Origin of the sequence: Photobacterium minamisatsumaniensis, from assembly GCF_050336695.1 — a bacterium.
GTDB lineage: Bacteria > Pseudomonadota > Gammaproteobacteria > Enterobacterales > Vibrionaceae > Photobacterium > Photobacterium minamisatsumaniensis.
Map to the genome: position 1 here is coordinate 34,538 of NZ_JAKJSI010000049.1, position 24,464 is coordinate 59,001.

General features: G+C 42.1%; 22 protein-coding genes. 9 read left to right on the forward strand and 13 right to left on the reverse strand.

From position 1 onward, the window contains the following. Positions 1 to 5: 5 nt before the first annotated feature. Positions 6 to 833: a siderophore-interacting protein gene (locus tag L4D78_RS23365; RefSeq protein WP_428469155.1), complete on the forward strand. Its 828-nt coding sequence runs from the start codon at positions 6 to 8 to the stop codon at positions 831 to 833. Next, complete coding sequence (locus tag L4D78_RS23370) at positions 830 to 2,017, forward strand: multidrug effflux MFS transporter (RefSeq protein ID WP_428469156.1); 1,188 nt, start codon at positions 830 to 832, stop codon at positions 2,015 to 2,017. Before L4D78_RS23365 ends, L4D78_RS23370 begins: the two co-directional genes overlap by 4 nt. 60 nt (positions 2,018 to 2,077) lie before the next feature. Here the strand turns inward: L4D78_RS23370 and L4D78_RS23375 are convergent, their stop codons facing one another. The 4 genes from L4D78_RS23375 to L4D78_RS23390 are packed head-to-tail and all read right to left on the reverse strand — an operon-like array spanning position 2,078 to position 5,711. Then, positions 2,078 to 2,839 (reverse strand): iron ABC transporter ATP-binding protein, encoded by a 762-nt coding sequence (locus L4D78_RS23375; protein ID WP_428458836.1) that lies wholly within the window; start codon positions 2,837 to 2,839, stop codon positions 2,078 to 2,080. Positions 2,840 to 2,845: 6 nt separating this feature from the next. Continuing rightward, positions 2,846 to 3,793, reverse strand: a complete 948-nt coding sequence (locus L4D78_RS23380) for an iron chelate uptake ABC transporter family permease subunit (protein WP_428458835.1) — start codon at positions 3,791 to 3,793, stop codon at positions 2,846 to 2,848. After that, complete coding sequence (locus L4D78_RS23385) at positions 3,786 to 4,745, reverse strand: ABC transporter permease (RefSeq protein WP_428469157.1); 960 nt, start codon at positions 4,743 to 4,745, stop codon at positions 3,786 to 3,788. Before L4D78_RS23385 ends, L4D78_RS23380 begins: the two co-directional genes overlap by 8 nt. Positions 4,746 to 4,787: 42 nt before the next feature. Next, positions 4,788 to 5,711 (reverse strand): siderophore ABC transporter substrate-binding protein, encoded by a 924-nt coding sequence (locus L4D78_RS23390; protein ID WP_428469158.1) that lies wholly within the window; start codon positions 5,709 to 5,711, stop codon positions 4,788 to 4,790. A gap of 234 nt (positions 5,712 to 5,945) precedes the next feature. Here L4D78_RS23390 and L4D78_RS23395 point away from each other — a divergent pair, with 234 nt between their 5' ends. Continuing rightward, entirely contained in the window at positions 5,946 to 6,866 is a 921-nt protein-coding gene (locus L4D78_RS23395; RefSeq protein ID WP_428458832.1) for a LysR family transcriptional regulator, read from the forward strand. 200 nt (positions 6,867 to 7,066) lie between these two features. Continuing rightward, positions 7,067 to 9,058, forward strand: coding sequence for a TonB-dependent receptor domain-containing protein (locus L4D78_RS23400; RefSeq protein ID WP_428469159.1), 1,992 nt, complete (start codon positions 7,067 to 7,069; stop codon positions 9,056 to 9,058). 1,791 nt (positions 9,059 to 10,849) lie between these two features. Here the strand turns inward: L4D78_RS23400 and L4D78_RS23405 are convergent. Then, the gene (locus tag L4D78_RS23405) at positions 10,850 to 11,728 is read right to left on the reverse strand and encodes a helix-turn-helix transcriptional regulator (RefSeq protein ID WP_428469160.1); all 879 of its coding nucleotides are present in this window, start codon (positions 11,726 to 11,728) and stop codon (positions 10,850 to 10,852) included. A 170-nt stretch (positions 11,729 to 11,898) separates the two neighbouring features. Here L4D78_RS23405 and L4D78_RS23410 point away from each other — a divergent pair, with 170 nt between their 5' ends. Beyond that, positions 11,899 to 12,087, forward strand: coding sequence for a hypothetical protein (locus L4D78_RS23410; protein ID WP_428469161.1), 189 nt, complete (start codon positions 11,899 to 11,901; stop codon positions 12,085 to 12,087). Between the two features lie 44 nt (positions 12,088 to 12,131). Here L4D78_RS23410 and lhgO read toward each other — a convergent pair whose 3' ends face one another. Further along, complete coding sequence (lhgO, locus tag L4D78_RS23415; protein WP_428469162.1) at positions 12,132 to 13,406, reverse strand: L-2-hydroxyglutarate oxidase; 1,275 nt, start codon at positions 13,404 to 13,406, stop codon at positions 12,132 to 12,134. A 683-nt stretch (positions 13,407 to 14,089) separates the two neighbouring features. Between lhgO and L4D78_RS23420 the strand changes: the two genes are divergently transcribed. Next, a complete protein-coding gene (locus L4D78_RS23420; RefSeq protein WP_428469163.1) occupies positions 14,090 to 14,497 on the forward strand; it encodes an ester cyclase in 408 nt (135 codons plus the stop codon). 77 nt (positions 14,498 to 14,574) lie between these two features. Then, entirely contained in the window at positions 14,575 to 14,868 is a 294-nt protein-coding gene (locus L4D78_RS23425) for a DUF3303 domain-containing protein (protein ID WP_428458825.1), read from the forward strand. Between the two features lie 10 nt (positions 14,869 to 14,878). Here the strand turns inward: L4D78_RS23425 and L4D78_RS23430 are convergent, their stop codons facing one another. The 4 genes from L4D78_RS23430 to L4D78_RS23445 form a co-directional block, all read right to left on the reverse strand. Beyond that, positions 14,879 to 16,252 carry a sensor histidine kinase gene (locus tag L4D78_RS23430; RefSeq protein WP_428469164.1) on the reverse strand — a complete coding sequence of 458 codons (1,374 nt, stop codon included), beginning with the start codon at positions 16,250 to 16,252 and terminating at the stop codon, positions 14,879 to 14,881. 9 nt (positions 16,253 to 16,261) lie between these two features. Then, positions 16,262 to 17,053, reverse strand: a complete 792-nt coding sequence (locus L4D78_RS23435; protein ID WP_428469165.1) for a response regulator transcription factor — start codon at positions 17,051 to 17,053, stop codon at positions 16,262 to 16,264. A gap of 94 nt (positions 17,054 to 17,147) precedes the next feature. Then, complete coding sequence (locus L4D78_RS23440; RefSeq protein WP_428469166.1) at positions 17,148 to 17,840, reverse strand: spondin domain-containing protein; 693 nt, start codon at positions 17,838 to 17,840, stop codon at positions 17,148 to 17,150. 9 nt (positions 17,841 to 17,849) lie between these two features. Continuing rightward, positions 17,850 to 18,533 (reverse strand): spondin domain-containing protein, encoded by a 684-nt coding sequence (locus L4D78_RS23445; protein ID WP_428469167.1) that lies wholly within the window; start codon positions 18,531 to 18,533, stop codon positions 17,850 to 17,852. Between the two features lie 299 nt (positions 18,534 to 18,832). Here L4D78_RS23445 and L4D78_RS23450 point away from each other — a divergent pair, with 299 nt between their 5' ends. Beyond that, the gene (locus tag L4D78_RS23450; RefSeq protein ID WP_428469168.1) at positions 18,833 to 19,438 is read left to right on the forward strand and encodes a PEP-CTERM sorting domain-containing protein; all 606 of its coding nucleotides are present in this window, start codon (positions 18,833 to 18,835) and stop codon (positions 19,436 to 19,438) included. A gap of 105 nt (positions 19,439 to 19,543) precedes the next feature. Next, positions 19,544 to 19,975 carry a GNAT family N-acetyltransferase gene (locus L4D78_RS23455; protein WP_428469169.1) on the forward strand — a complete coding sequence of 144 codons (432 nt, stop codon included), beginning with the start codon at positions 19,544 to 19,546 and terminating at the stop codon, positions 19,973 to 19,975. A gap of 77 nt (positions 19,976 to 20,052) precedes the next feature. Here L4D78_RS23455 and L4D78_RS23460 read toward each other — a convergent pair whose 3' ends face one another. The 3 genes from L4D78_RS23460 to L4D78_RS23470 are packed head-to-tail and all read right to left on the reverse strand — an operon-like array spanning position 20,053 to position 24,240. After that, positions 20,053 to 22,404 (reverse strand): purple acid phosphatase family protein, encoded by a 2,352-nt coding sequence (locus L4D78_RS23460; protein ID WP_428469170.1) that lies wholly within the window; start codon positions 22,402 to 22,404, stop codon positions 20,053 to 20,055. Positions 22,405 to 22,424: 20 nt separating this feature from the next. Continuing rightward, a complete protein-coding gene (locus tag L4D78_RS23465; protein WP_428469171.1) occupies positions 22,425 to 23,423 on the reverse strand; it encodes a HupE/UreJ family protein in 999 nt (332 codons plus the stop codon). A gap of 1 nt (position 23,424) precedes the next feature. After that, positions 23,425 to 24,240, reverse strand: a complete 816-nt coding sequence (locus L4D78_RS23470; protein WP_428469172.1) for a peptidyl-prolyl cis-trans isomerase — start codon at positions 24,238 to 24,240, stop codon at positions 23,425 to 23,427. Between the last annotated feature and the right edge of the window lie 224 nt (positions 24,241 to 24,464).

Below are 24,464 nucleotides of genomic sequence, written 5' to 3' on the forward strand. Positions count from 1 at the left end.
AAATAATGAATAAGAAGCCGCAACCTAAAACACTTACAGTGTTATCAAATACAACAGTAACTCCTAACATGCAGCGTATCACTTTGGGGGGGAATGATATCAGTCTCTTTCCTGCTGATAGTGCTGGCCAGTATGTCAAATTGATGTTTACAGCGAAAGGAGAGACCAACCTTAGCTTGTTAGCTGAAGGTGAAAAGGCCGTATTACGTACCTTTACGGTGGGCAGTTTCGACCAGCAGAATCAATCAATTACTCTTGATTTAGTTCGCCATGATAGTGACAACCAAGCACCACTAAACCCTGATGCTGGTGGGTATGCTGCTCGCTGGGCTCAAACTGCTGCGGAAGGTGACATTATAACGATTGATGGGCCAAAGCCGATTCAAAGCTATTTAGAGCAAGGTGAATGGTTTTTGATGATTGGTGATATGACATCGCTGACAGCCCTGAAGGCCAAACTTAGTGCATTGCCAAAACAAGCGAAAGGTTATGTTGTGGTGAATGTAACGACAACGGATGACATGCAAATACTTCCAGTGCCAGAAGGTATGAAGCTGGTGGTCAATTCTGTAGCCGATAGTGACATTTCACTCGCACAAAACGTGAAAGCGTTGGAGTGGCTTGAAGGTGATGTTTCAGTGTGGTGCGCGTGTGAATTTAGCATGATGCGTGAACTTAGAAGCTATGTGAATTCTGATAAAGGCGTAGCCAGAAAAAATTGTTATTTCAGTAGCTATTGGAAAGAAGGCGTGACGGAAGATGGCCATAAAGTCATTAAGCGTCAAGATGCAGAAAGCTTAAAAGTAAATGCATCAACTGGCTCTAAATCATGAATGAGCGGTTAAATTGGAGGCCAATACTGCTTGCTTGTTTGATCATTAGTATTGGGCAGTTGAGCATGGGGTTAGTGTTCCCATCGCTACCGATGATTTCGGAATCATTCTCTATATCGATTGATGAAGCCCAGCTATTGATTGCCGTGTATTTATTGGGTTTTGGGCCATCCCAGTTTCTTTACGGCCCGCTTTCAGATGCGCTTGGGCGTCGAACTATCTTGCTATCGGGCCTTATTCTGGCTTTGGTTGGCCTGACCGTGACGGTATTGGGTAGCAGCAGCTTTGAATGGCTAGTCTTTGGGCGGTTTATTCAGGGTATAGGGACAGGTTGTTGTGCTGTGCTTGCAAGGGCGTCGGTACGTGACTCGTATTCAGGGGGACAGCTTCCCCATGCGTTGTCATACATCACGATGGTGGCCTCTTTTACCCCTATCTTTGCTCCAGTAATCGGCGGGTTTATTAACCATTATTTTGGATGGTTAGCGGTATTCATTGTTTTACTTTCGTACATTGGCATCATTTGGATGATTTTGTATTTTTCTTTCGGTGAAACCATGCTGAACAAGTCAGCAGTACCATCAATTAAAAAGGTATTGGGTGACTATAAGTCTCTGCTGAGTTCATCGTATTTTTTGAGCTTTGCATCTGTCAGTTGGCTGAACTTCAGTTTGGTGGTGACCGCGATTTCATTGATGCCATTTGTTATGCAAAATCAAATCGGGATGGAATCTGATGAGTACGCTTTATGGGCCCTGATCCCAGCTTGTGGCATGTTATTGGGTAGTTTTTTGTGCAACAAAGTGAGGCCTAAAATAGGCATTCACCGCATGTTAGCGAGTGCTCCAGCCATACATGTGTTGTCGGCTATTTGGCTGATTATGATGCCATTAGATCCGCTTTTCGTGATGATAGGGCAGTTCTTAATGGCGATGGGAAATGGTATTGCGCTACCTTGTGCGCAATCAAAACTGATGATGCCATTTAAAAATAAAGCGGGCACCGTTGCTGCACTAGCGGGTGGTGGACAAATGATTATCTCATCATTAATGAGTATGGCATTACTTAAGTTGGGTTTATCTCAAGCGTGGCATTTAGGTGTAGTAATTGGAGTATTTGCTTTGATCACTAGCATCAATATTCATCGCGGGTTTAAATCGGAACCACCTGTGCAAGTTGCGTGATCGATCTTACATGAGGCTTGGCGCTTTACTACAACAAACCAAGCCTCATTTCGATAGTGACTAACCGCCGTAATACATGCAGATACGGCTACCATTCACCTCTTGGATGTTGAACTCAATGCTGTAGATATCTTCCATAATGGCTTTTTGGATCACATCATCCACTTTGCCACTTTTAATCACTTCACCTTTACGCATCGCAACGATGTTATCTGAATAACAAGAAGCAAAGTTAATATCGTGGATTACAATTACAACGGCTTTGTTCATCTCATGAGCAAGGCGGCGAATAGTTTGCATGATTTCTACTGAGTGTTTGATATCCAAGTTATTTAAAGGTTCATCAAGGAAGATGTAATCAGTATCTTGTGCAACGACCATGGCAATGAACGCCATTTGGCGTTGGCCGCCACTTAACTGATCCAAAAACTTATCTTGGATATGAGTGATATCTAAATGCGCCAGTGCTTGATCAATCACACGATTGTCTTCATCTGTCAGTCGGCCTTTACTGTGCGGGAAACGGCCAAAAGCAACTAATTCACGAATAGTGAAACGCATATTGATATTGTTAGATTGACGCAATACTGCCAAGCGTTTTGATAGCTCTTGAGTATCCCACTGTGAGAGCGGCTTATCAGCGATAAGTACTTCACCAGCATCACTTTCTGTCAGTCGGCTCGCCATCGAAAGCAGGGTACTTTTACCTGCACCATTCGGGCCGATAATGGATGTGACTTCTCCTAATGGGAACAGGGCACTCGCCTCGCTAACCACCAAGGTGTCGTTATATTTTTTAGATAAGCCTGTTAATTTAATCATGATAAATCAAAACTTGTTACGCATTAGAAGATAAAGGAAGTAGCTACCACCAACAAAGTTGATGATGACACTGATGGTTGTATCGAAAGCGAAGACTGTTTCAATAAGCCATTGACCGCCAACCAGTAGCACAACAGACATTGTGCTTGATGCTAACATCAAGAAGCGATGGTGATAGCTGCGGAAGAGTTGGCGGGTCAGGCTAACGACGATCAAGCCAAAGAACAGTACTGGGCCAACCAATGCAGTTGAGATCGAGACCATTACAGTGATCACCATCATGACTTGCATAGTGACTTTTTGGGTATCAACACCCAAGCTTTTGGCGTTGTCTGTACCTAACCAAAAAACATCGAGTTTGTTGGATAAAGTGTATAAGTACGCTAGGCAGATACCCAGCGGAATGATCGACCAGTAGACTAATTCACCATTCACGTTATTGAAGCTCGCGAACATGGTGTTTTGCAGGTTGGCGAATTCATTTGGATCAAGGATCATCGTGAAGAAGTTGGTAACACTGCTAAATAGGCTGCCACAAACAATACCAATCAATAACAAAGTGAATACGTTGCTATTGGCACGACGAAAGTAAAGCGAGAACAACCCCATAGCGAAGGCACTCATGGCAATTGTCGTAAGCAGGAAGTTTACCTTCGGATCGGCAAACCACACGCTCATGCTGCCGAACATCACCACAATAATGACCTGAATCATCACGTAGAGTGAATCAAAACCCAGTATAGACGGCGTTAATATACGGTTATTGGTAATAGTTTGGAATACCAGCGATGACGTCGAGATTGCAATGGCTGCCAGTATGATCGCCATTACTTTTGGTAAACGTAATGAGAGGAAAAACTGGTAGTTCTGGGCATTAAGCCCTTGGCCGATAAAGTAGCCAGTAATGAGTAATCCCAGTATGGCAAGTAGGGAAACTTTAATACTGTCACGCATTCGTTTTATCCTTAAGAACAAGGGTAATAAAGACAGCACCACCGAAAATACTGATGATCATCGAGATTGGCATTTCATAAGGGAAGATAATCAAGCGACCAAGGATATCGCATGCCAGTACCAACACCATGCCCCAGTACGCAGTCCAAGGTAGATTACGGCGCATGTTGTCGCCCATGAAGATTGCAACGAGGTTAGGAACAATGAGTCCAAGAAATGGAATAACCCCAACAATCATTACGACAGTTGAAGATAAAATCGCGACAATCAATACGCCGATAAAGACGATTTTCTTAAAGTCTAAGCCGATATTTTTGGCAAAACTTTCACCGACACTTGCTGCGCTGAATTGGCTCGCGTAATAGTACGCGATAATACAAGCGGGTAGGGCAAGGTATAAAAACTCGTAGTTGCCCTGTAGAACAGAGGCAAAGTTGGCGACTGTCCAGGCTGACATGGATTGAACCAGATCATACCGGTAGGCAATGAAGGTTGTCATTGCAGAGACGACATTACCGTACATAATACCGATAAGTGGTACCAAAACAGCATTCTTAAACTGAAGCCGTTGTAAAAACTGAACAAATAGCAGTGTACCTGCCAATGCAAAAATGAGGATAACGCCTAAGCTGACCCATTGGTTGGCACCAGCAAAGAAGACAATGCCCAGTACGTACCCCAGCATGGCACAGTCGATGGTGCCTGTTGTTGAAGGGGAAGCAAAGCGGTTTTGGCAGACTTGCTGCATGATCAAGCCTGCGACACTTAACCCTGCACCCGCTAAGCAGATTGCAAGAAGTCGTGGCAGTCTACTGTTAAAAAGAATTGAAAGGGTGTGTTCATCACCAGCTAGCAGGCTATTTAAACTGATATTGGCAACACCGATAAACAGGGAGACAGCAGCTAAGGGGAGTAGGGCGATAACAGCCAAAAGTAATTTATTATTACGCATGATAATCATAGATAAGCCCGGCTAAACCGGGCTATTAGGAAGTTATTGAGTTGAAGTTACGGCTTTTCTAGCATCTTCAATCATGATTTCTGTTGCATTAACGCCAGCAATGGTCAGATACCATGCGCTCGGGTTAAGAAAGACAATACGGTTGTTCTTGTACGCAGGTGTGCTTTGAACCAATGGGTTATCAAATAGCTGCTGTGCTTTGCCTGAACTTTGGCCAATTGCACTTTCACGGTCAAGAATGAAGAGTACATCGGGTGCTGCATCAGCAATGAATTCAAATGAAATGAGGTTACCGTGTGGATTCTGAGTATCAGATGTACGTGCTGGCTCGAAACCAAACTCGTCAAATAGTACAGAGAAACGACTTGTTTCACCGAACATGGATATATTATTACCGCTATTCATTACAGCCAGTGTTTTCAGGCCTTCAGCTTGTACTAACTCACGAACTTCGGCGAATTGTGCTTCAGTTTCTTTGATAAGTGCTTCGGCTTCTGTGTTTTTATCGAAAATCTTGCCAAGCATACGCCAGTTGCTCTTAGTATCTTCCCAGTAGTTACCATTCTCAACCACGTGCATTACTGTTGGCGCGATCGATGAAAGGGTTGGGTAAGCATCAACCATGCGGCTTTCAGCAATAATGACATCTGGCTTAAGGGTGAAAATTTGCTCGAAGTTAGCTTCTTTCATGCTACCAATTGAGGTGGCTTTTTCACTGTAATCAGCAAGGTAGTCAGGCAGCATTGTCGTTACTGTACCGACAGGTTCAACACCTAGGCGATTTAGAGTATCAAGGCTGCCATGGCCGCCAACAACAACAACACGTTGTGGTGTTTGTTCAAAAGACGCAGTGCCAAGAGGGTGTTCAACGGAAACGGTTTCTGCCATTGCCGGTACATTGAATGATAATGCACCCATGATCAGTGCTGATTTTAAAGCCGTGGAAAAGCGTGTCATAACTAACCTTGTAAATTGGAAGCTGATTAAAAGCTGATAAATGCAATCTAATCACAAATGAGAATTGTTTTTATTGATATTACGCATGAAAATTGAAAAAGCATCAGGAAATTTACGTTCTTTACTCGATACCGTGTTCAGTAAATTATATTTACGTACAAATTGAGGGGATAAAAAATAGGATATATACTCCACGCCCTCAAATACATATTGGCTATAGTCGCTATACAGATAATGAATATTCGTGATTTAGATTTAAACTTATTGACTGTTTTAAGGGTATTGCTTAATGAAAGACATGTTTCTCAAACAGCTGAATGCTTAGGTATAAGCCAACCTTCGGTGAGCCGCTCTTTGCAGCGCTTGAGGAATATGTTTAATGATGAGCTATTAATTCGAACGCCAACTGGCTATAACTTAACGGAAAGAGCTCAGGCGTTAAAGGTTGAATTAGATCATGTACTTGATGGGGTTGAACGCCTATTTCAAGGTAAGCAATTTAATCCTTTGGAAAGTGATAAAATGATTAAGTTTTTCGGCTTATTGCCGGAAATCAATTGGTTGTTGCCGCCGTTCTTTTCTCATTTACGTTCGATGGCGCCCAATATGACGCTAAGTGTCGATAGTTCTTCTGGTGATCACTTTGAGCCTTTGGAGGCTGGGGATGTTCACTTTGTTATCTCTGCTTTTACGCCGACCTCTAGTTCCCACCAATTGTATCGGCTAGCAATTGCAGAACTCGACTTTAAGTTGCTGATGAGTGCCAACCACCCGTTAGCTAACGAAGAAATAACACTAGAGAACTTTTTAAAATCGAGTTTAGGTAGCGTTTCCATTATGGGTTTTACTCAAAACCGAATAGAGAAAAGGCTAAAAGCAAACGGCCATTTAAAGCGTGGGGAGTCGTTACACTCACCGATAAAATTAAACTGTTGTACTGCCGCTGCGAACTTTAGCGAGGTCAGTGATGTCATATTTTTGCTTCCAGCTCAAATTGCGACTGATTTAGCAAAAGGTCGGGATATTGTACTTCGTGATGCTATTCCGGAAATAAAGCCAGATTTAAAAGAAATTTACTTATATTGGCACCAAAGACACCATACCGATGAAATGTGTATTTGGGTTAGAGAACAATTTAAATCCATTTATAAATAAAATAAAAAGCAAACTGGAATATGTTTCAAAAGGTAAAAAACGGTAGTGTTAATTATTAAGTGCCGGATAAATATCTATATTAATAAATTGAATAGTCGGTATGCGGAAGGTGTATAGATAATATTGTTGACCTAGATGTCGTGCAAGAGGATGCTAATAATAAGAATTATCATTACCCTTTGCGTTATGGAAAACATACCATGCCATCAAATAACAAAATTGCGCTCTCATCTATTAGCCTAGCAGTTATCACTGCGTTGTTTTCATCATCCGTTGTTGCCGAGTCAAATGAAATCACGACTGATGAGCAGATGGTTATCACTGCAACTCGTACCGAAATGGTGCAGGCTAAAGCACCGGCTTCTATTGCAGTGATCACCGAAGAAGACATTCTTTCTGAACCGAGTTTAGCTTTGAATGATCTCGTGAGAAATGTTGCTGGTGTCGACAGCCAGATGGATGGTGGTCGAGCGGGGCGTGAAATGATTTCTATCCGAGGTATGGATTCGAAGTTTACGATGATCTTGGTAAATGGCCGCAAACTTAGCTCGTCTAATGCCATTTTCCGTGGAAATGATTTTGATTTATCGACTATTCCAAAAGAGAGTATTGAGCGTATTGAAGTTATCCGCGGCCCAATGTCTGCATTGTATGGATCTGAAGCGCTAGGTGGTGTGATCAACGTGATCACAAAGCAGCCAACCAATGAGTGGCAGTCACAAGTTAGTGGTGATTACAGCTACCGGGATGCTGACAATGGTGGTGAATACTCAACCGGTTTTAACACCTCTGGTGCGTTGATTGATGATGAGTTATACCTGTCGTTTTCAGTCAACAAGAGTGGGCGTGATGCATACAATGCTTTCTCTGGTACAGCAGAAGATAATAAAGGTAATGAGTACGATCGCTCGCAGGCGACCACGTTAGAAGAGCGTGATACATTGGCACTAAGCAGTAGCCTCCTTTGGTATATCAATGATGATCATGATCTTGCGTTTGACTTCTCGTACAATGATGACGATCGTGAAGGTGTGCTTGAATCTACGGCGGGCCTAACAGAGTCAGATACTCGCGTTAAACGTGATATGCAGGCACTAACTTATAATGGTGCCTTTAACTGGGGTGAAGCTCAGTTACGTTATAATCGTGATGCGGTAAGTAGTGTAGATGCAGCAGAAATTGATAATGGTGTTTCTGATGTTGATGAAACGAACCAGCAGGCATACGGGCATGCGACGACCTATGTCGGCGATCATATTCTAACCGTTGGGGGGGAGTGGAGTTACTCAGAACTTAACAACCCTGAAAGCCTGACAAAAACGGGCAAAGCGGATGTTCATGAGCAAGCATTGTTTGTTCAGGATCAGTGGGAAATTAATGATTCGAATACATTAACTTACGGTACTCGTTTAGATTTTCACGAGTCATATGGTAGCCATTGGAGCCCGCGTGCTTATTTGGTTAACTCAGTAACTGATAAACTAACGTTGAAAGGGGGCGTAGGCTCAGCGTTTAATGCACCAACGTTATTGCAGACTTCTGAAGAAAATATTATTAATAGCTGTAAAGGTGATTGCCAGGTTGTTGGTAACCCAGATCTTGATCCAGAAACTAGTGTGAGCTATGAAGTATCAGCCATTTATAATGAGTCGACGTGGGGAATTGAAGCTGGTCTATTCCGTAACGAGATTAAAAACTTAATCGCTCAAGATCGAGATAACGCTGTGGGTATTGCACCCGATGGTAGAGACATTTTCACCTACAAAAATATCAACAAAGCGATGACTCAGGGGCTTGAATTAACAGCGCATTATGAACTGATGCCAACATTGTTAGTGAATGGTGCCTACACCTACCTAGATACAGAAGATAAGACGACAGGCTCAGCGCTAGAAGATCGCCCAGATCACCAAGCAAACGTACGTATGACTTGGTACGCGACTGACGGGTTAGATACGTTTGTACGTGTTAACTATAATGGCGAAGCACTGATTTCAGAATCTGACGATATCTACCGTCCATCATACACCACCGCTGATTTAGGTATGAACTACCTGATTAATGCTGATTGGCGTTTACGTGCAGGTGTTCGCAATATCACCGATGAGCAGCTTGACGAAGTTGATGTCACCCAGCGAGGTTACTCTATTGAACCTCGTAGCTGGTACTTAGGTATGACAGCTAATTTCTAAATTCCTTTTTGTTTAAAATCAGACGCCCCGAAAGGTGCTTTAAATGAAAAACATAAGGCATTAAAAACAACGGTTTAATCATCGGTATTAATTATTGTGACCCTTTAATGTCCAGCGAGAAAACTTAAAGTACGATTTTAAAGCATAAAAAAACCCTGATAGAAAACCTATCAGGGTTTGTACCAACCTGCTTTTCCAGTACATAGTTACGACTAATTATGGAAAGATAAAAATAGCACCCTTTAACATATGAAACTGATGTATTATCCCAAAAAATCAACTTCATTTGATTGCTTTGGTTTTGTGTCTAACTATATGCGCTATCAACATGCTTACTTTTTCTTTTTTCGGGTGGTCGTGTTCTTGGCCTTAACAATTTTGCCTCCTTTGGCAAACCGATAGCCTATTTTTAACGTCTCATTTCTTTTTAATCCAACTTTTGATTTCGACATGGTGTCTCTCCTTGATTGCTCTCTAAAATTGCAACCCGTTTATCGAGGTTATGAAACAGCTTTTGCGTTAACCCCCTTTTTCAGACATAAAAAAACCTGATAGAAAATCTATCAGGTTTTGTGCCATAGTCTGCTTTTTCAACACATAAGTTATAGAAGTTTACCAGAGCAAGATTAGTCCCCAATTAGATATAAAACTGATAGTTTGTCCCAAAAAAAGCAACACCATTGAATTAAGTTGCCTTTCCCTATATTAGGCGTTGTGTATTTTTAGCTCCAGCATATGAATTTAAATTGCTCGTATTGCCACTGCTCGTCTTTTTAGACTACCTGAAAACCTAACAAATCTGCCTAATTAGATGCCACATTTTGGGTAGTATGGATTTAAAAGAGAAAAAAAGCCCTGAAAGGAGGAAATCAGGGCTGCAACTACATTAGCTCGGAACTAAATTATTATAATCTGGGGTGCGACCAACACTCCCAAAAATGTCTATTCTGACGTAGTCATAATAAAAGATTTTTTTATTATAAGTTGAGATTTTGTTCCAAAAAGATAACGTCAAGATCAATACTGATGTTCTTCTGAAAATGGGCAAGGTGTAGGTGGTTATTTCCATGCATATAAAAAGCCCTGAGGCTAGGACATCAGGGCCGAAATAAACATTAGTCAGTAGGAGCAGTTGTTATTTTATGGAAGGGAGTAACTGTTATGCTTCCGATTGTCTGAAATGACCAGTCTATAATAATGGATCTATCAATTACTGACTGCAATGTTGACCTAAAAAATTGATAGTTACCTCTCTGCAATAAGCATCTAGGTATATGCAACTTAGTTTGATGATTCCCACTAACTGTTCATTGCTACGTAGGAGGTGTCGCTTTGGGTTTATGTCAATTTAGAAGGTTAACAGACAAGACATCGATAGTTCAGTATCTGTTTGATTTTACATAAAAAAGCCTGATGGAAAACCCATCAGGCTGAAGTTTCATTGAAACTAAAAAAGCAAAAGGATCGACAGTTATGAGATTAGCTGCCGGAATCCATAGTAATAGTTTTATCAATTGAATGGTGAGGTATAGTCCTAAAAAAATCGCCTCACATTGGGTGAAGTAGCTTTATTTTTATTCAGACAAAAAAACCTGATAGAAAATCTATCAGGTTCTGTTTCATAAGAAACTACGTGTAACTATCTTTATCGTGGTGACCCAGTTCAATCTCACGACCACAACTGGGCGAGTTCATTATTGACAATCTATCCATAAAAATCTTTGTACTATGCCTAAAAAATCAACCCATATTGAATGAGTCTACTTTTTTATTTGGCTATTTGGCTTAGTTTTATATTTTGAGTGTTGCTTTGTGGGTGCTACGAAACTCTCTGGGTGTCATCAATTTGTACTGCTTAAATTGTCGGTTGAAGTTAGCTTGGTTTCGGTACCCTACATTTTCACAAATTAGAGAAACCGGCTGGTTTGTGCTTTGTAACAGCTCTGCAGCATGGTTCAGCCTGACTTTTTTAAGGTGTTGGCTAAAGCTCTCTCTGAAATGAAGATCGAACCAGCGGTGAATGGTACTTTCGCTGGTATTCATGTGATCAGCGAGACTGGCGAGAGTAAGAGGTAGGTGGTAATGCGCTTCGATATATTGACTGAGCCTTTCAACTTTTTCTTTATTGCTGGATTTATCTGTCATAGACGGCTGTGGCGAATATGAAAGTAACGTTGTGGTTTCTTTGTCCGAAGCAATAACGTCAAGTACTTGCAATAGAACACCTAGCTGACAAATGGCAGTGTGTTGGACTAAACCTTTTAGCAATTCGACGGCTAAATCTGCGGCTTGTGGTGAAAAGCTCAGACCTTTTTCTGCGCGTTTTAATACGACATCTAATTTTCTTAGCTCTGGACAGGCGAACATCATGTTTGCTATCCATTCTTTCTTAAACCAGATGATATGTGTTTCGTGTTGCGGATTATGGACCGTGGTTGTTTCAAATGCGTGTGGTAAATTGGGCGCAATTAGCATCATGCTGTTATGCGAAAATTCACCATGGTAATGGCCAATACTGACTTTGCCTGAAATATTACGGTTGATAACCAGCTCAAATTCTTGATGATGGTGCCAGTCACTAGGCTTAAATTCGCCATCGATTTTTTTGTATCGCCAGGACATACCTTGTCGTTGTGGCACTTTTTCTATATGGCTTTGCATCATGGCCATTTGAGTCTCTTGATGGTGATAAAAAACTATTATTATGTAGCGATATAGTACTGATTTTAGTATTGAAGAATAGCGGTTGATGGAAAAGTATTACTAGTTGGTGGCTTACTGTTAGTTTGCCATCGCTGCTTACTTATAGTGACGGTATTCCAACGCAAGAGGTAACCGTTATGAAAACAGTAATTGCAACGATTAAGCAAATGAGTGTAAATACCCGCAGACAATGGGTTGCGAGACTAGTCGTTGATTTTAGTACAGACTATCAATCGGCATGGCAGGCATTAGGTTATCAATCAAAGCAAGACTTTGAACATGACTTGGCCATAAGCAAAAAATACCACCTTAGAACCTATCTGTAAGGTGGCAAGTTTTTGTTGAGGGGAAATAAGATAGACCAGATAAATTACGAGCTTATTGTGTCTGGTATCTGTATTTCTTCTCGTCGTGTTTTACAACAGCTTTCTTTTGTCCCCGATGCGATGACTTTGTCACAGATATAGTGACCGATGGGGATTGCTGAGGTAGCAGCCGGAGAAGGTGCGTTGCAAACATGCAAGCTACGTGGGCTCTCAGCGAATAAAAAATCGTGAACCAGCGTACCGTCATTCAAAACAGCTTGTGCCCGAACTCCTGCTGGGTAGGGTGTTAAGTCTTTTGCTGTTAATTGTGGGCAGTATTTATTGACTAGTTTCAGGTAACCAGGTTTCCACCATGAGTTTTTAGTCTCGATTAAACCGGTTTTTAAGTTATTCGCTGTTACCTTCCAGAACCCTTTGAAGGTCAGCATGTCGGCAGTGTCTTGCAGACTGAAATTAAGAGAACCATAACCTTCACGTTTCCAGCCCTGAACAGCGTTGGGGCCAACAGTTACAGAACCATCGATCATTCGCGTTAAGTGAACACCTAAAAATGGCAGTTCAGGATCGGGGATAGGGTAAATCAAATGATTTACAATCTGGTTATGCTGGGGTTTAAGGCGATAATACTCACCGCGGTATGGAATGATTTGGAAATCTGTTTTGATTCCCAGCATTCTCGTCAAGCGATCTGCCATTAGTCCTGAGCAGCTAATGACATAACGCGCTGATAAATGGACAGGCTGGCCATCACTTTTACAATGAATAGCAATGCTTTCAGCATTTTCCGTCATTGCAGTAACTTCAGTTCGCTTAGCAATTTCCCCCCCCACAGAAAGAAAAGATTCGGCCATTTTCTCCGTGACTAGTTTGTAGTCCACAATGCTGGTAGCAGATACTAAGATTGCCCCTAAACCGGTGATGTTGGGTTCTTTGGCTTGCAGTGCGGCTTGATCAAGCCGTTCAACGTCAATGCCATTGCGCTGACAACGTTCAAATAGCGCATGCATTCTTTCAAGCTCGATTTCATTTGTTGCGACTAAAAGTTTGCCGCAGTTTTCAACCGGAATACGATGTTGTTTACAAAACGAGAGTGTCGCTTCTACACCAGCTTTACAAAAATCCGCCTTCAAGCTGCCAGGCGCATAGTAAACGCCCGCATGGATAACTCCGCTGTTATGGCCTGTTTGATGCGCTGCAAGGTTATCTTCTTTTTCAACCACGAGTACTGACTTATCAGGACACCGTTGTTTAAGTTGCCAAGCGGTTGAAATTCCAACGATTCCCCCACCAACAATGACGTAATCATACATATAATCCATGGTTTCTTCCTTTAACCTTCATTTGAAGGGGCACCAATGTAATCTGTTATGGCTGTTGTCTAATTGTACTTTAAATTTTACGTTTAGAAATAGATGTAAATATGTGCAATACCTATTCACACTGTGTTGAAATATAACGGTTTGTTCTAAATTGTATTCTATCTACTTGAGGCGCAAAATATTTATTGCATATAGATTATTCTGTACGGAGCAAGCAAGGTCATATAAGCAATACCATACTTTAGTAAATCATTATCTTGTAGTCGACAGGGGGTAAATGATGCTTAGGAAGGTCAGTGAGTTTGAATTCTATAAACTGTTTTCTGTTATCGCGATGTATCTTGTAGCGTTTATCGCGATTGTTCATACTTTTAAATACTATACAGTAAGTAACAATTTGATTTACATATTCGTCGTATTAACCGTTGTTATTAGTTCGGTGCTTATCCTCACGTTGTATAAAATGCGTAAGCGGAAGAAATCGAAGCGTTCTACATCCAAGTGATTGCGTTCCTCAGGTGTTTATCTTGACGTCACTTGGCAGATTAAATAACTGTTATCTGCCCGCATCTCCAGTTCATCGTCTATACCTTTAGAGTGTCGTGAACCGTATACACTGTGGTTCCGTTATTCTTACCATCTACCTATTTAACGTATAGCCATTACTTTATGGGGAGGTAAACATGAGCTTAGTCGTCACCAAGTATGAACAAGTTTGGATTGATGGATTGAACCGTGGGGATGTTTCAGGGGCAGATGAAGCTTTTTCACCTAACTGCGTTATTCATATCGCTGGGGCACCAGCCCCCAGTCTTTCGGTTGAGGAATTTAAAGGACTGGTGAGTGGGCTGCTAACAGCATTTCCAGACCTGAAGCTTACGGTTGAAGATCAAATAGTCGCGGGAAATCAAGTGGCGACACGGTGGTCGGCAAAAGGGACGCATAGTGGCATGCTTGGGGATAACGAGCCAACAGGAAACCAAGCCCAATTCGATGGACTAATATTAGATACCGTGGTTGATGGACAAGTGGTTGAACGCTGGGAGCAGTGGGATCAAATGGGCATGCTCCAGCAGCTAGGGATCGTTTAATTACCTATACTCTAAGCGATTCATTGTGTTCTTAAATGATCCGATTTAACCGTGAGTTTATTAGCGAGGTATATAGCATGTTATTCCTAGTATCTTGGCAGTTTCATGAAGGCAGATTACACCCAGTATTAGCACATTTCGCCCAGATGAACGAAGGGATGGATAAAGAGATGATGGGCGATGAGATGACAATGCTTGGGCGATGGCATGATTTAGTCAGCGGGAGTGGCGTTGCAATTATAGAGTCAGATAACGCTGAAGCCGTGACTGCCTATGCGCTGGCTTGGAATTCAGAAATGGATATCTCTATACAGCCTGTGGTTGATGATGCTGCTGCCCGTCGTTTGGGCAGCTTGCTATTGGAAGAGTAAAGCCACTGCTTTAGCTAGAGGTTGCAGGTAAGTGAAATTGCTGCAAGAAGTGCGTGTCATCTTGCTCTGTGACTAGTTGGCTATGGTGAAGCATAAGAATGGAGTGAATGATCTTGGTACCTAGCCCCATCGAACCTGATGGGGCGTTGGGATCGATGTCATTTCGTAGCGTGATGGTTAAATTAGACTGATGGTGAGTAACGTCTAATGAGATACGGCTGTTACTTGGTGCATGACGAATAGCATTTTCAAATAGGTTGGCAAACAGGCGCATTAGCAACTGCCGATCACCATATACAATTTCTTGTTGTGGCGTAGAAAGGGCGAATAAGAGCCCTTTTTTATTGGCTTCTGGCGCAAGGCTTTCCTGTGTTTCCCGAATAACATCATATAACTTTACTTGTTCAAATTTAGGTTGCGGCGCTTGCTGCTGGTTTCGCGCTAAGGCAAGTTGCTCGCTTAACTGATTGGCCAATTTCTCTGCGTTTCTATGTGCAGTATCGATGAGTGGGTCGTGGCCTTGGTTTTGAATCTTCCATGTCTCGAGGTACCCCAAAATACTTGAAAGCGGGGTTTTAAGATCATGGCTTAATTGCATGAGCAATTCGCGGCGTTTTGCCTCTTCTTGTTGTAGTTGTAAAAACTGCTGCTGAATGTGTTGTGCCATTAAATAGAGTTGCTTGGCAGCAGGTTTTAACTCCGGTACTTGATTAACAAAGTCAGGCTTGAGGCGGAAATCATTACCTGCTTGAGCTTGGAGATCGCCGGTGACATGTTCAATGGGCTTGAGCAAAGTGCGTTTAACCAATCGGTAAGTAAGAAGACTAAAGCCAATGATCAGCAGTAACGAGAGACCCGTGAAATAGAGTAGGGGAGGGAGCTGTTCTTGTGCGGCAAGCAGTGCACGTTGTTCACTGCCTATAACAACGTATAAGTATCCAACGATTGAACCAAATTCGGTGATCGGCGCGACGGAAAAGACTTTCTGAATGTTTGGGTTACGTGGGTCATCCCCGAGAACTGGAAAGCGTTGATTATCGAGAAAACGCTGAATGGGTGAAAGGCTGACATTGTCGAGAAATACTTTTCCTTCAGGGGCCGCGTGAGCGCGAATATTGCCTTGTTGGTCGAGAAAATAAATCTCAAAGTCTGGCCCAAGTAACATCAAGGTATGGAAGATAGACTTCAATGCGACGGGGTTATAGTCGGTGCCTTGCATTAGTGGGCTATCATCTCGCATATGGGCTGCTAGTTCTTTATGCAGGGTCTGTTGAGTTCGCTGTTCGACCAATTGTTGCTGGTAGGCAAACAAGCTGCCAAGCAATAGCGCAGAAATAAAAAACCAAAAGCCTGTTAATAACAGTAATCGGTGTTTAAAGTTCATAGCTGCTCCTTATGCTGCACTTGGCCGAGCTTGGAATTTATAGCCAACGCCCCATACCGTGTGGATGTATTTATGTTGGGTGTAAGGGAGCTCTAATTTGGTTCGTAGTCGATTGATGGTGCTGCAAACCGTATGATGATAACCGCTGAAGTTGGTTTGCCATACTCGGTCTAACAGTTCGTCTTTGCTGTAAACGCGACCAGGTTTACTCGCAAGAAAATGGAGTAAGGTAAACTCGGTAGCTGTCAGGGAGATAGGTTGGTCACCCAGCTCGACCTGATGTGACTGAGGCCGGATAGTTAATCCTTCAAAAGAAAGAATCTTTTCTTCATTCGCTTGAATGGTAAGTGATTGCTTACTTTCAGTGTTATCATTGTTATGGGGCTGCAGAGGGTGGACTTTACGTCTTAGAATAGATCGTACCCGAGCTTGGAACTCCAATACGCTAAACGGTTTGGTGAGGTAATCGTCTGCACCAGACTCAAGGCCATCAACTTTATCTTTTTCGGTATCGCGAGCAGTGAGCATCAGTACTGGTAGCCAGTTATCTTGTTGGCGGAGTTCTTGGCACAGTGTTAGGCCATCCCCATCTTCAAGCCCTCTATCGAGTACCAAGAGGTCAAACGGGTTTTCTGCCGTTTTACTATTTTCGATAGAGCACCTTGCTTGCTCCAGCGTTATAACGCGAGTGACTTCATGCCCTTGAAAGCTCAAGTGCATGGAGATGAGATCGGCTAAATCATTATCGTCTTCCACAATGAGGATCATGGCAGGATCAACCTGTTTTGTTTGTGTTGTCATCAGTACATCCCGATCATTGATAAGCTAAATTACACACTCCCTAGCTAACGACCGGATGTACTGATATTTCTTTCATTTTGATGAGCAATTAATTCTACTCTGTACGAGTAATGGTTAACCGCGCACCGGGGTTGAGAAAGCGGTGGCTTGCCGTTAAAACAGAGCTTTCTAACCCGTCATCTTGGCTGATCACTCCCGCATGAAATGACACCCTATCGTTGTCATCACGATTGCTGTTAAACCCTTCACCACCCGCGGCTGGGCCGGGGATAGTTGCAGCTGCTTCATCATTGGCTTCGGTGCCTGAATCCCAAACCGCCATATTGATGCTCATGTTGTCTCCAATACCTAAATTAGCCAATGAAATTTGGGTTTCACCGACAAAGCCATCATTGGTATTGACTAGCATACTGCTAATTGAAAGGTACTGTGCTTCCTGTGGGTCAACCGTAATGGTGACGGTGTCACTAGAGGAGGGAAGGATCACTCCTGCGCCAGAAAAGCTATAAGCTACACTACCATCGTTAAGCACTTCACTGTTGTCGCCACTTTCTGCCAGAAGCTCAAGAGCGGCTGATGCAGGCTGGCCGATTTCGAATAACTGATAATCTGCATTGTGTGCAAGTACCGCAAGTGGTGACAGAGGCTGATTAGGCGTAAGGTTTTTTACTTCAACGGTGTAACTCACCAAGGTGTCTGCTGGTGGTGTGTCATCGTCATCATCAAGAATAGGGCAGCCAGCAAGTAAGGTGGCACTGGTCGCTATCAGTAATAAACGGTATTTCATATCGCCTCCTTACTTAACCGTCACAGTGACAATCGCCACAGGGTTTAACCAACGATAAGTGGCACTGTTGATGTCACTGAGACCGCCTATGGGGTCACTATCGCCTAAGTTACCGGGATGAATGTGTACTTTGTCGTTGGTCACAACAGTTTCGACACCAGTCCCCCCCGTGCCGAAATTAATGAAAGGCGGGTTCGGCATGCTAGCAGCAAGCTCATCATTGGCTTCTGTCCCTGCGTCGTAACTGTTAAGCGATATCGTATAAGTCCCCGGCTCTGATGGGATCGCCCAGCTATCTAGGCCAACAAAACCATCATTGGTTGGGAGTAGCATTGCGCTGATTGAAAGGCGGTCAGCATCACCCGTATTTATACTGGCAGTGGCTGAGACGCCAGGATCAAGAATGCCGCCAGCTGGGTCTTCGGCAACGATAGCGCCAGCATTGGTTGCTACGGATGATAGGCCTGAGATATCACCACCTTCCGCCATGGCTTCAACTTCTGGAGATGCGCTTTCACCCGAGCGGAATAAATAAACATCGCTACTGTGTGCCGCCACCAATAAAGGGGTGAAGTAAATGTTTTTGGTTGCATTGGTAATAGTGACATCAATTTCGGCAGCGGAGACACTGCTTACAGCGATTGAGCCTAGGAATGCGCTGGCAACAGCGATTGAAGCTAAGGTCTTTTTCATTGTTCTATCCGTTTAGTAATGAACCATGTAATTACTATGGCGGACAAATGTTGCAGAGCTCTCTCACTGTTTTCATAAATCAATCGTAGATTTATCACAAAACTCTCACAGTAAGTTTTATGAATCGAAAATGATTATTTTATTAGCAATGTGCAACTTGGTGTGTATTTGTTGCATGTTGGTTTGCATTTTACGTCCTATACGATATTGAATTTGCTTAAAAATCAAGGTCTTAATTGTTGGTTTGCTTTTTGCTGTTCTTAATTAACTTAAATATATTTCATTTTAGGTCATACGATATGAAGAAAACTATATGCTCACTTACCTTACTTTTTTTGGCCAGCCAAGCGAATGCCACTTTTTTAACATTTGATGATATCCCCGGCGGCAGTATTCAAAATAGACATGGTTATGTGGCTAATTATAAAGGATTTGATTTTTCGAATAATACTAGGTGGATTGATCTTGATGGCTCGCCTTGGAATTATGGAGCACATAGCGGGGAGTTTAGTTTTTTTAATTCGGGCTATGGCACTGTTGTTACAATCACTGATGAGAATAATGCGGATTTTACCTTCGATGGTTTGTGGGCTAAAAAATGGGGAACGGCAAAAGAGTCAGGTGGCCCTGATACATTAACGGGAGTACTAGAAGGGTATAATGATGGGAGTTTAGTGTGGAGTGTGACTACCGGTTTAAATGGCAGTTATGAATACTATGGAGCTCAATCAGGAGGCATTGATCAGCTCAAACTAGGCTTTGGAGGGCATTATCTTGTTGACGATATTTCTCTTAATGCCAGTTATGTACCAGAGCCAGCCTCATTTGCATTATTTGGACTTGGGTTAGCCGGTCTTGGGTTTTCAAGAAAAAAGAATAAAGCTAAATTTTATGTCACCCCATAAAACGAGCAATTGGAGCAATTCTAAGGCTGCCATAATCAGCCTTATTTCGATATAATCCCTGTTCGCGGCTGCACATACAGCAACTTATTATCATTAGAGATTATTATGATTGTAGAAAATGTGCTTCCTAGCGATTATGCAGAAATGCTAATTGTTTGGGAAAATTCAGTCCGAGCAACCCATGACTTCATCACTGATGAGGATATTGCGTTTTTTAAACCGATTATCATTGAACAAGCTTTTCCTGCGGTATCGCTTCGTTGCATTAAAAATGATGCAGGGGCTATTACTGGCTTTATTGGTGTGCATGAACAAAAAATTGAAATGTTGTTTGTACTCAATGAAGTAAGAGGACAAGGTGTCGGCAAAGTGCTATTGCAATATGCTTTAGCTGAACTTGATGCCAAAGCGGTTGATGTGAATGAACAAAACCCACAAGCCGTTGGTTTCTACCAACATATGGGCTTTACGGTTGCGTCACGTTCACCGTTAGATGATATGGGGAAACCCTTTCCAATCTTACATATGACGTTATGAATCTCGGTTTTATATAACCGTGTTTGATAGAAGAAGCGCTTGAGGCTAATAACCAAAAGCGCTTCCGTTTATCTAAGTTACTTTGGCATACTCAGAATTAGCTCAACGTCATCAAATTGCGCATCTGTATCCGTGCCTGACTGGTGGTCAGATTCAAGTACAACGCGGACTGAATGCGTACCTTCTGGTGCTAGGGTGCTCCCCATGTACTTAGTCAGTACTTTTGGTGAGTTAGCTTTAATATGCTCACTCTCACCAATAATGTTTCCACCTTCATCAAGGAATGCCACATATAGCCAGATAGGATCATCGTTGGCGCTGCCCCAGTTCATCATATAGGCTGAGTACGTCGCATAAAGTGGCTCATTACCGGTATAGTCTTCGAGGGCATCGAAGACATTGACGTCTTGATACGCCACACCACCAAAGCCATATCCATAGCCGTTACAGTCTTCTCCCCCTAAGTTGCCTAGCTGAAACACACGCTCGCCACGGGCATCAGGAATTCCACAAGCGCCGAGTGGTAAAGAACGAAGCGCGTTTTCAGCACCAGTATCTGTTTTTGCGCGATGAGTCCAACTGTCTTCATCACCGGCTTCTGCATCGCCATTGATAACTACGTTATCTGTCGCAACCCCAGCGTAAAATAACGACTCGCTTGTCGACCATTCAGACCAGTTTAGATTGTTGTCACGGTAACGTACACGCGCATAGATAGTGCTACCTGGAGCGGTGGTCGTGGTTGTTTCATATTGAGTAATATCGACGCCTTCTTGTGTGTCGACGGCGAATGTATGCAGGAGTCCTTCACACTCTTCATCCTTATCTGCATACGGGTTACATTCATTGTGAATGCGGTTGCCATCTTCATCTAAGAAATCTGTTTCGTTATACCACCAGTTATAGGCTCGAGTAGTGTTCCCCCAAATATCTGACACATCATCTTCAAACTCTGGAGAGGTAGATACCTGCCAGTGGGTTTCGTAGTGCTCTGTGCCGTCAAGGCCTTGGAAATCAGTTGCGGCTAAGCTAATGACCCCCGGCCCTGTGAACTCAAAGCGCTCGAATATAGGCTGATCTGGGCCATTGTTCATTTTATAAACTTGGGTTTCATAGACAGGGAAGCTAAGGTCGATACCGCGGTAGAAGCTACCACCAGTACGGCGCGTCATGGTCATTTGCTTTTCACCCGCCGCCTTTAGCGTAAAGATGTTGTAGCCATTGCTGTCGTTAGACACAGCCACGCTATCATAATCTTTCTGAGCAAACTCGGCGAAGTGGTCAATTCGGCCCACAGACGTTGCAACGTTCAGCGCGACGTGTGGTACATTTTTATCGTTACCACGAGTATATGCATGCGTGTGGCCAAACATATGGCCTGAAATTTTTCCTGACTGCTCAGAATAATCATGTAGTAGACCAACGAAGTCACAAGACTTCCATGACTCACCGGATAGCCACATTGAAGATTTACATGGCGCATGAGTAACACCCAGTACGTAGTCAATGCTAGCGTCATTAGTTGTTTTTTCTAGCTCTTCCATGGTCCAGTCATATTGATACTCTTGGCCGCCGTCTGTTTTAACAAAGCTATCGAAGAAGAAGAGGCGTAGGTTCAAAAAGTCCAGCGAATACGTATAGCGAGCTTTGTGCCAGCCCATCTGTTCTGGCCAATCTAGGTAAATATCGTATGCTTCGATGTTTCCGCCATCGTGCTCATGGTTACCCGGTGTTGGAAGTACCGGGATATAAGCGGCCAATTCATGTGAAGAATTGAAAAAGTCACGGTATGCTTTGCGCGCGTTAGATGCGTACACAAGATCACCGGCAACGATGATACCTGCAACTAAATCATTACATGTGGTTATATCGTCTAAACACTCATGTTTAATAATGCCGTGTTCGTAGATATCTCTAAGGCCAGTTAACCCTTCACCAAACCGATCACGATCACTTGCATGGGTGTCAGACATTGCAACAAAGGTATACTCATTGTTGTTGTTAATATCTGCATCTGTTGGCCAAGTACGGAAGTTATATACTTTAGAGTCACCGTATGATGTACGAACAAAGTAATCGTATTTGGTATCACTTTTTAGCCCGTTAATACGTGCACGCTGTACGAGTCCAAGTTCATCGAACTCAGACCCCATAGAGGTTACTGGCGTATATGGGCCAGTATTCCCTTGTTCACGGTAGAAAACGGTTGATTCAGGTGAACGACCACCTTCAACTGTTGGCTCCAGCATAACTGTCATACCGTCTGTTGCTGGGTTTTGCAGGTATGGTGTTGCTAAAAATTCAATGATGCTACCTTCACGGCCAAAAATACCATCAGATGGTTCATCTGGCGTATCATCAGATGAAGAGTTACAGCCTGCTAGAAGCGGTAAAGCGACTATTGCGCTATAGATAAGCGACTTATTCATGCTATTTCCTATTATGTAAATTAAACAAATAAATGAATGGCTCGAGCGTTGAGCCAAATAAAAAGACGATCTAAGACCCAAAATAGAGACAGGCCCCCTGTTAAATAAACAGATATAATTTTTGCTTTAAACATTTCACTTTTATCGAAAGACAGTTTTTTCGCTATAAATGCCATTGTTAGCCACAATGAAACAATTAATAGTTGACCAAGCTCTATACCTAGATTGAAAAACAAAATACTAGATAGGTTAATTAAATCAGTAGTATTAACTCCAGATAGCACTGATGAAAACCCTATGCCGTGTAATAACCCACAAAAAATAGAGATGGTAATAGGGTAGCGGTGAGTCAAACTATTCTCATTCGTCGCTATTTCATACGCTAATAACAGCACACTCATTGCAACGATAAGCTCAATAGGCTCTATCGCCGGTTTTATGACGCCGGTACTGACTAAGAGTAATGTTATGGAGTGTGCAATGGTGAATCCAGTAATGGTTTGAATCAATTTCTTTTTGGATTGAACTATTATTAATAAACAAACAATAAATAATATATGATCAAACCCACCTAATATATGCTCAAATCCAACGATTAAAAATAGCTTATTCTTTTCCGTGTTATTAACTTCTTCTGGTACAGTCCAGCTCAATTGACCATCAATTTCAGTTAATTCATTATTGCCATCTTTATCATAATAATTAATAAGCGTTGATATTTGAGGTACGTAGTAGTCATACCGTATTTCTAATTCTGCCCCTGTTAGTGTTTCTTGGCAACTTATCGTTGATATTAAGTGGTTAAACTCATGACTTTTACAGGTGTCAGGAAGGATAAAGTATGGACTGTTCTCCTCCTTGTATTCATCTGGCAATCGCAATTCGACACGGTATTGATTGTTTTCCATTGTGATAACAGAAATAAAAATAGGCTCCAAACCATGAGAGGATGCCGGTGTAGCAAACAACGTTAATAATGGTAGCAATAACCTTATTGCAGAGCGGAAAAGTATGTTCATGTTAGATATCCGACCTTATATTCAGTTGTCCAATAAGATCTGCGATGATTTGTTGTAAACGAACTTCCACATTTTCGTTATATAAGTCATTGATAACCTGTTCTTTAACTGAATCAAAGTCAGGGGATAGAGCTGGATTCCGATTCACTTTCACCCAATGGTAGCCACTTTGTGTCTTATAGGGGCCAGACCAATCATCATCTTTCTGAGTGATAATTTGTGTGGCTTGTTCTTGTCCGAACACGTCTTTTATAGTGGTAATATCTGCTTGCCTAAATACTTTGTCGAAATTAACGATATCGGATAGGCCAACAGCTTGTCTTAACGTTAAGGGTTCATTCTGTAATTTTTCCAGTAATGTTTTACTTTCATTTTTTCTATTTATTAGCATGAGGTTGAAACTCTCACCTTTGACATACTGGTCATTGTTATCAATGAAATACTGTTTGGCATCTTCTAAGCTAGGAATAGGCTGTYCAGCGTTAATCATCATTTCAATTATATTTTGTGATTTTGCTGTAATGACTGATTTTAAATCTTCATCATTTTTATCTAATGAACGGTTTAAAGCGAAGTTATATAATGCTTCATTAGTGAGGTATTCATTTATTAGCTTATCTTTTTGTTCGCCTTCTAACGCATTAATGTATGAATTAATCATGCTAGCATTATCTAAGCCATATTTTACATTTACGAATTTTCTTAAGTTATCTTGGTTTATTAAAACGTTATTACTTTGTCTATCAAACAAAATTGTTTTATCAATAACAAGGACGCATAGTGCGATTAAAAAAAAGATAGCTAAAGGCTGTCTCATGAACTGTGTCATTTTGTTTAAAAGTAATGTTTTCATTGTGTATATTAATCATGAATGCTTAATAGGTTGATTCTTCATAGCATATGATCGATTTATGACTGAAAAATTAACGCTTGTATAGATTTTCTAAACAATGCAGAAGTTAAATGTGACTGCGAGTTAAATATTGCTTTTTGTGGGTGTTATTAAAATAATATCCTTGGTGTAGTCCAAGTTGAAATGAA

Excerpts from the sequence above, each read along its gene's own strand:
- L4D78_RS23365 (WP_428469155.1), top strand. The coding sequence starts at position 6 with ATGAATAAGAAGCCGCAACCTAAAACACTTACAGTGTTATCAAATACA.
- L4D78_RS23370 (WP_428469156.1), top strand. The coding sequence starts at position 830 with ATGAATGAGCGGTTAAATTGGAGGCCAATACTGCTTGCTTGTTTGATC.
- L4D78_RS23375 (WP_428458836.1), bottom strand. The coding sequence starts at position 2,839 with ATGATTAAATTAACAGGCTTATCTAAAAAATATAACGACACCTTGGTG.
- L4D78_RS23380 (WP_428458835.1), bottom strand. The coding sequence starts at position 3,793 with ATGCGTGACAGTATTAAAGTTTCCCTACTTGCCATACTGGGATTACTC.
- L4D78_RS23385 (WP_428469157.1), bottom strand. The coding sequence starts at position 4,745 with ATGCGTAATAATAAATTACTTTTGGCTGTTATCGCCCTACTCCCCTTA.
- L4D78_RS23390 (WP_428469158.1), bottom strand. The coding sequence starts at position 5,711 with ATGACACGCTTTTCCACGGCTTTAAAATCAGCACTGATCATGGGTGCA.
- L4D78_RS23395 (WP_428458832.1), top strand. The coding sequence starts at position 5,946 with ATGAATATTCGTGATTTAGATTTAAACTTATTGACTGTTTTAAGGGTA.
- L4D78_RS23400 (WP_428469159.1), top strand. The coding sequence starts at position 7,067 with ATGCCATCAAATAACAAAATTGCGCTCTCATCTATTAGCCTAGCAGTT.
- L4D78_RS23405 (WP_428469160.1), bottom strand. The coding sequence starts at position 11,728 with ATGGCCATGATGCAAAGCCATATAGAAAAAGTGCCACAACGACAAGGT.
- L4D78_RS23410 (WP_428469161.1), top strand. The coding sequence starts at position 11,899 with ATGAAAACAGTAATTGCAACGATTAAGCAAATGAGTGTAAATACCCGC.
- lhgO (WP_428469162.1), bottom strand. The coding sequence starts at position 13,406 with ATGGATTATATGTATGATTACGTCATTGTTGGTGGGGGAATCGTTGGA.
- L4D78_RS23420 (WP_428469163.1), top strand. The coding sequence starts at position 14,090 with ATGAGCTTAGTCGTCACCAAGTATGAACAAGTTTGGATTGATGGATTG.
- L4D78_RS23425 (WP_428458825.1), top strand. The coding sequence starts at position 14,575 with ATGTTATTCCTAGTATCTTGGCAGTTTCATGAAGGCAGATTACACCCA.
- L4D78_RS23430 (WP_428469164.1), bottom strand. The coding sequence starts at position 16,252 with ATGAACTTTAAACACCGATTACTGTTATTAACAGGCTTTTGGTTTTTT.
- L4D78_RS23435 (WP_428469165.1), bottom strand. The coding sequence starts at position 17,053 with ATGACAACACAAACAAAACAGGTTGATCCTGCCATGATCCTCATTGTG.
- L4D78_RS23440 (WP_428469166.1), bottom strand. The coding sequence starts at position 17,840 with ATGAAATACCGTTTATTACTGATAGCGACCAGTGCCACCTTACTTGCT.
- L4D78_RS23445 (WP_428469167.1), bottom strand. The coding sequence starts at position 18,533 with ATGAAAAAGACCTTAGCTTCAATCGCTGTTGCCAGCGCATTCCTAGGC.
- L4D78_RS23450 (WP_428469168.1), top strand. The coding sequence starts at position 18,833 with ATGAAGAAAACTATATGCTCACTTACCTTACTTTTTTTGGCCAGCCAA.
- L4D78_RS23455 (WP_428469169.1), top strand. The coding sequence starts at position 19,544 with ATGATTGTAGAAAATGTGCTTCCTAGCGATTATGCAGAAATGCTAATT.
- L4D78_RS23460 (WP_428469170.1), bottom strand. The coding sequence starts at position 22,404 with ATGAATAAGTCGCTTATCTATAGCGCAATAGTCGCTTTACCGCTTCTA.
- L4D78_RS23465 (WP_428469171.1), bottom strand. The coding sequence starts at position 23,423 with ATGAACATACTTTTCCGCTCTGCAATAAGGTTATTGCTACCATTATTA.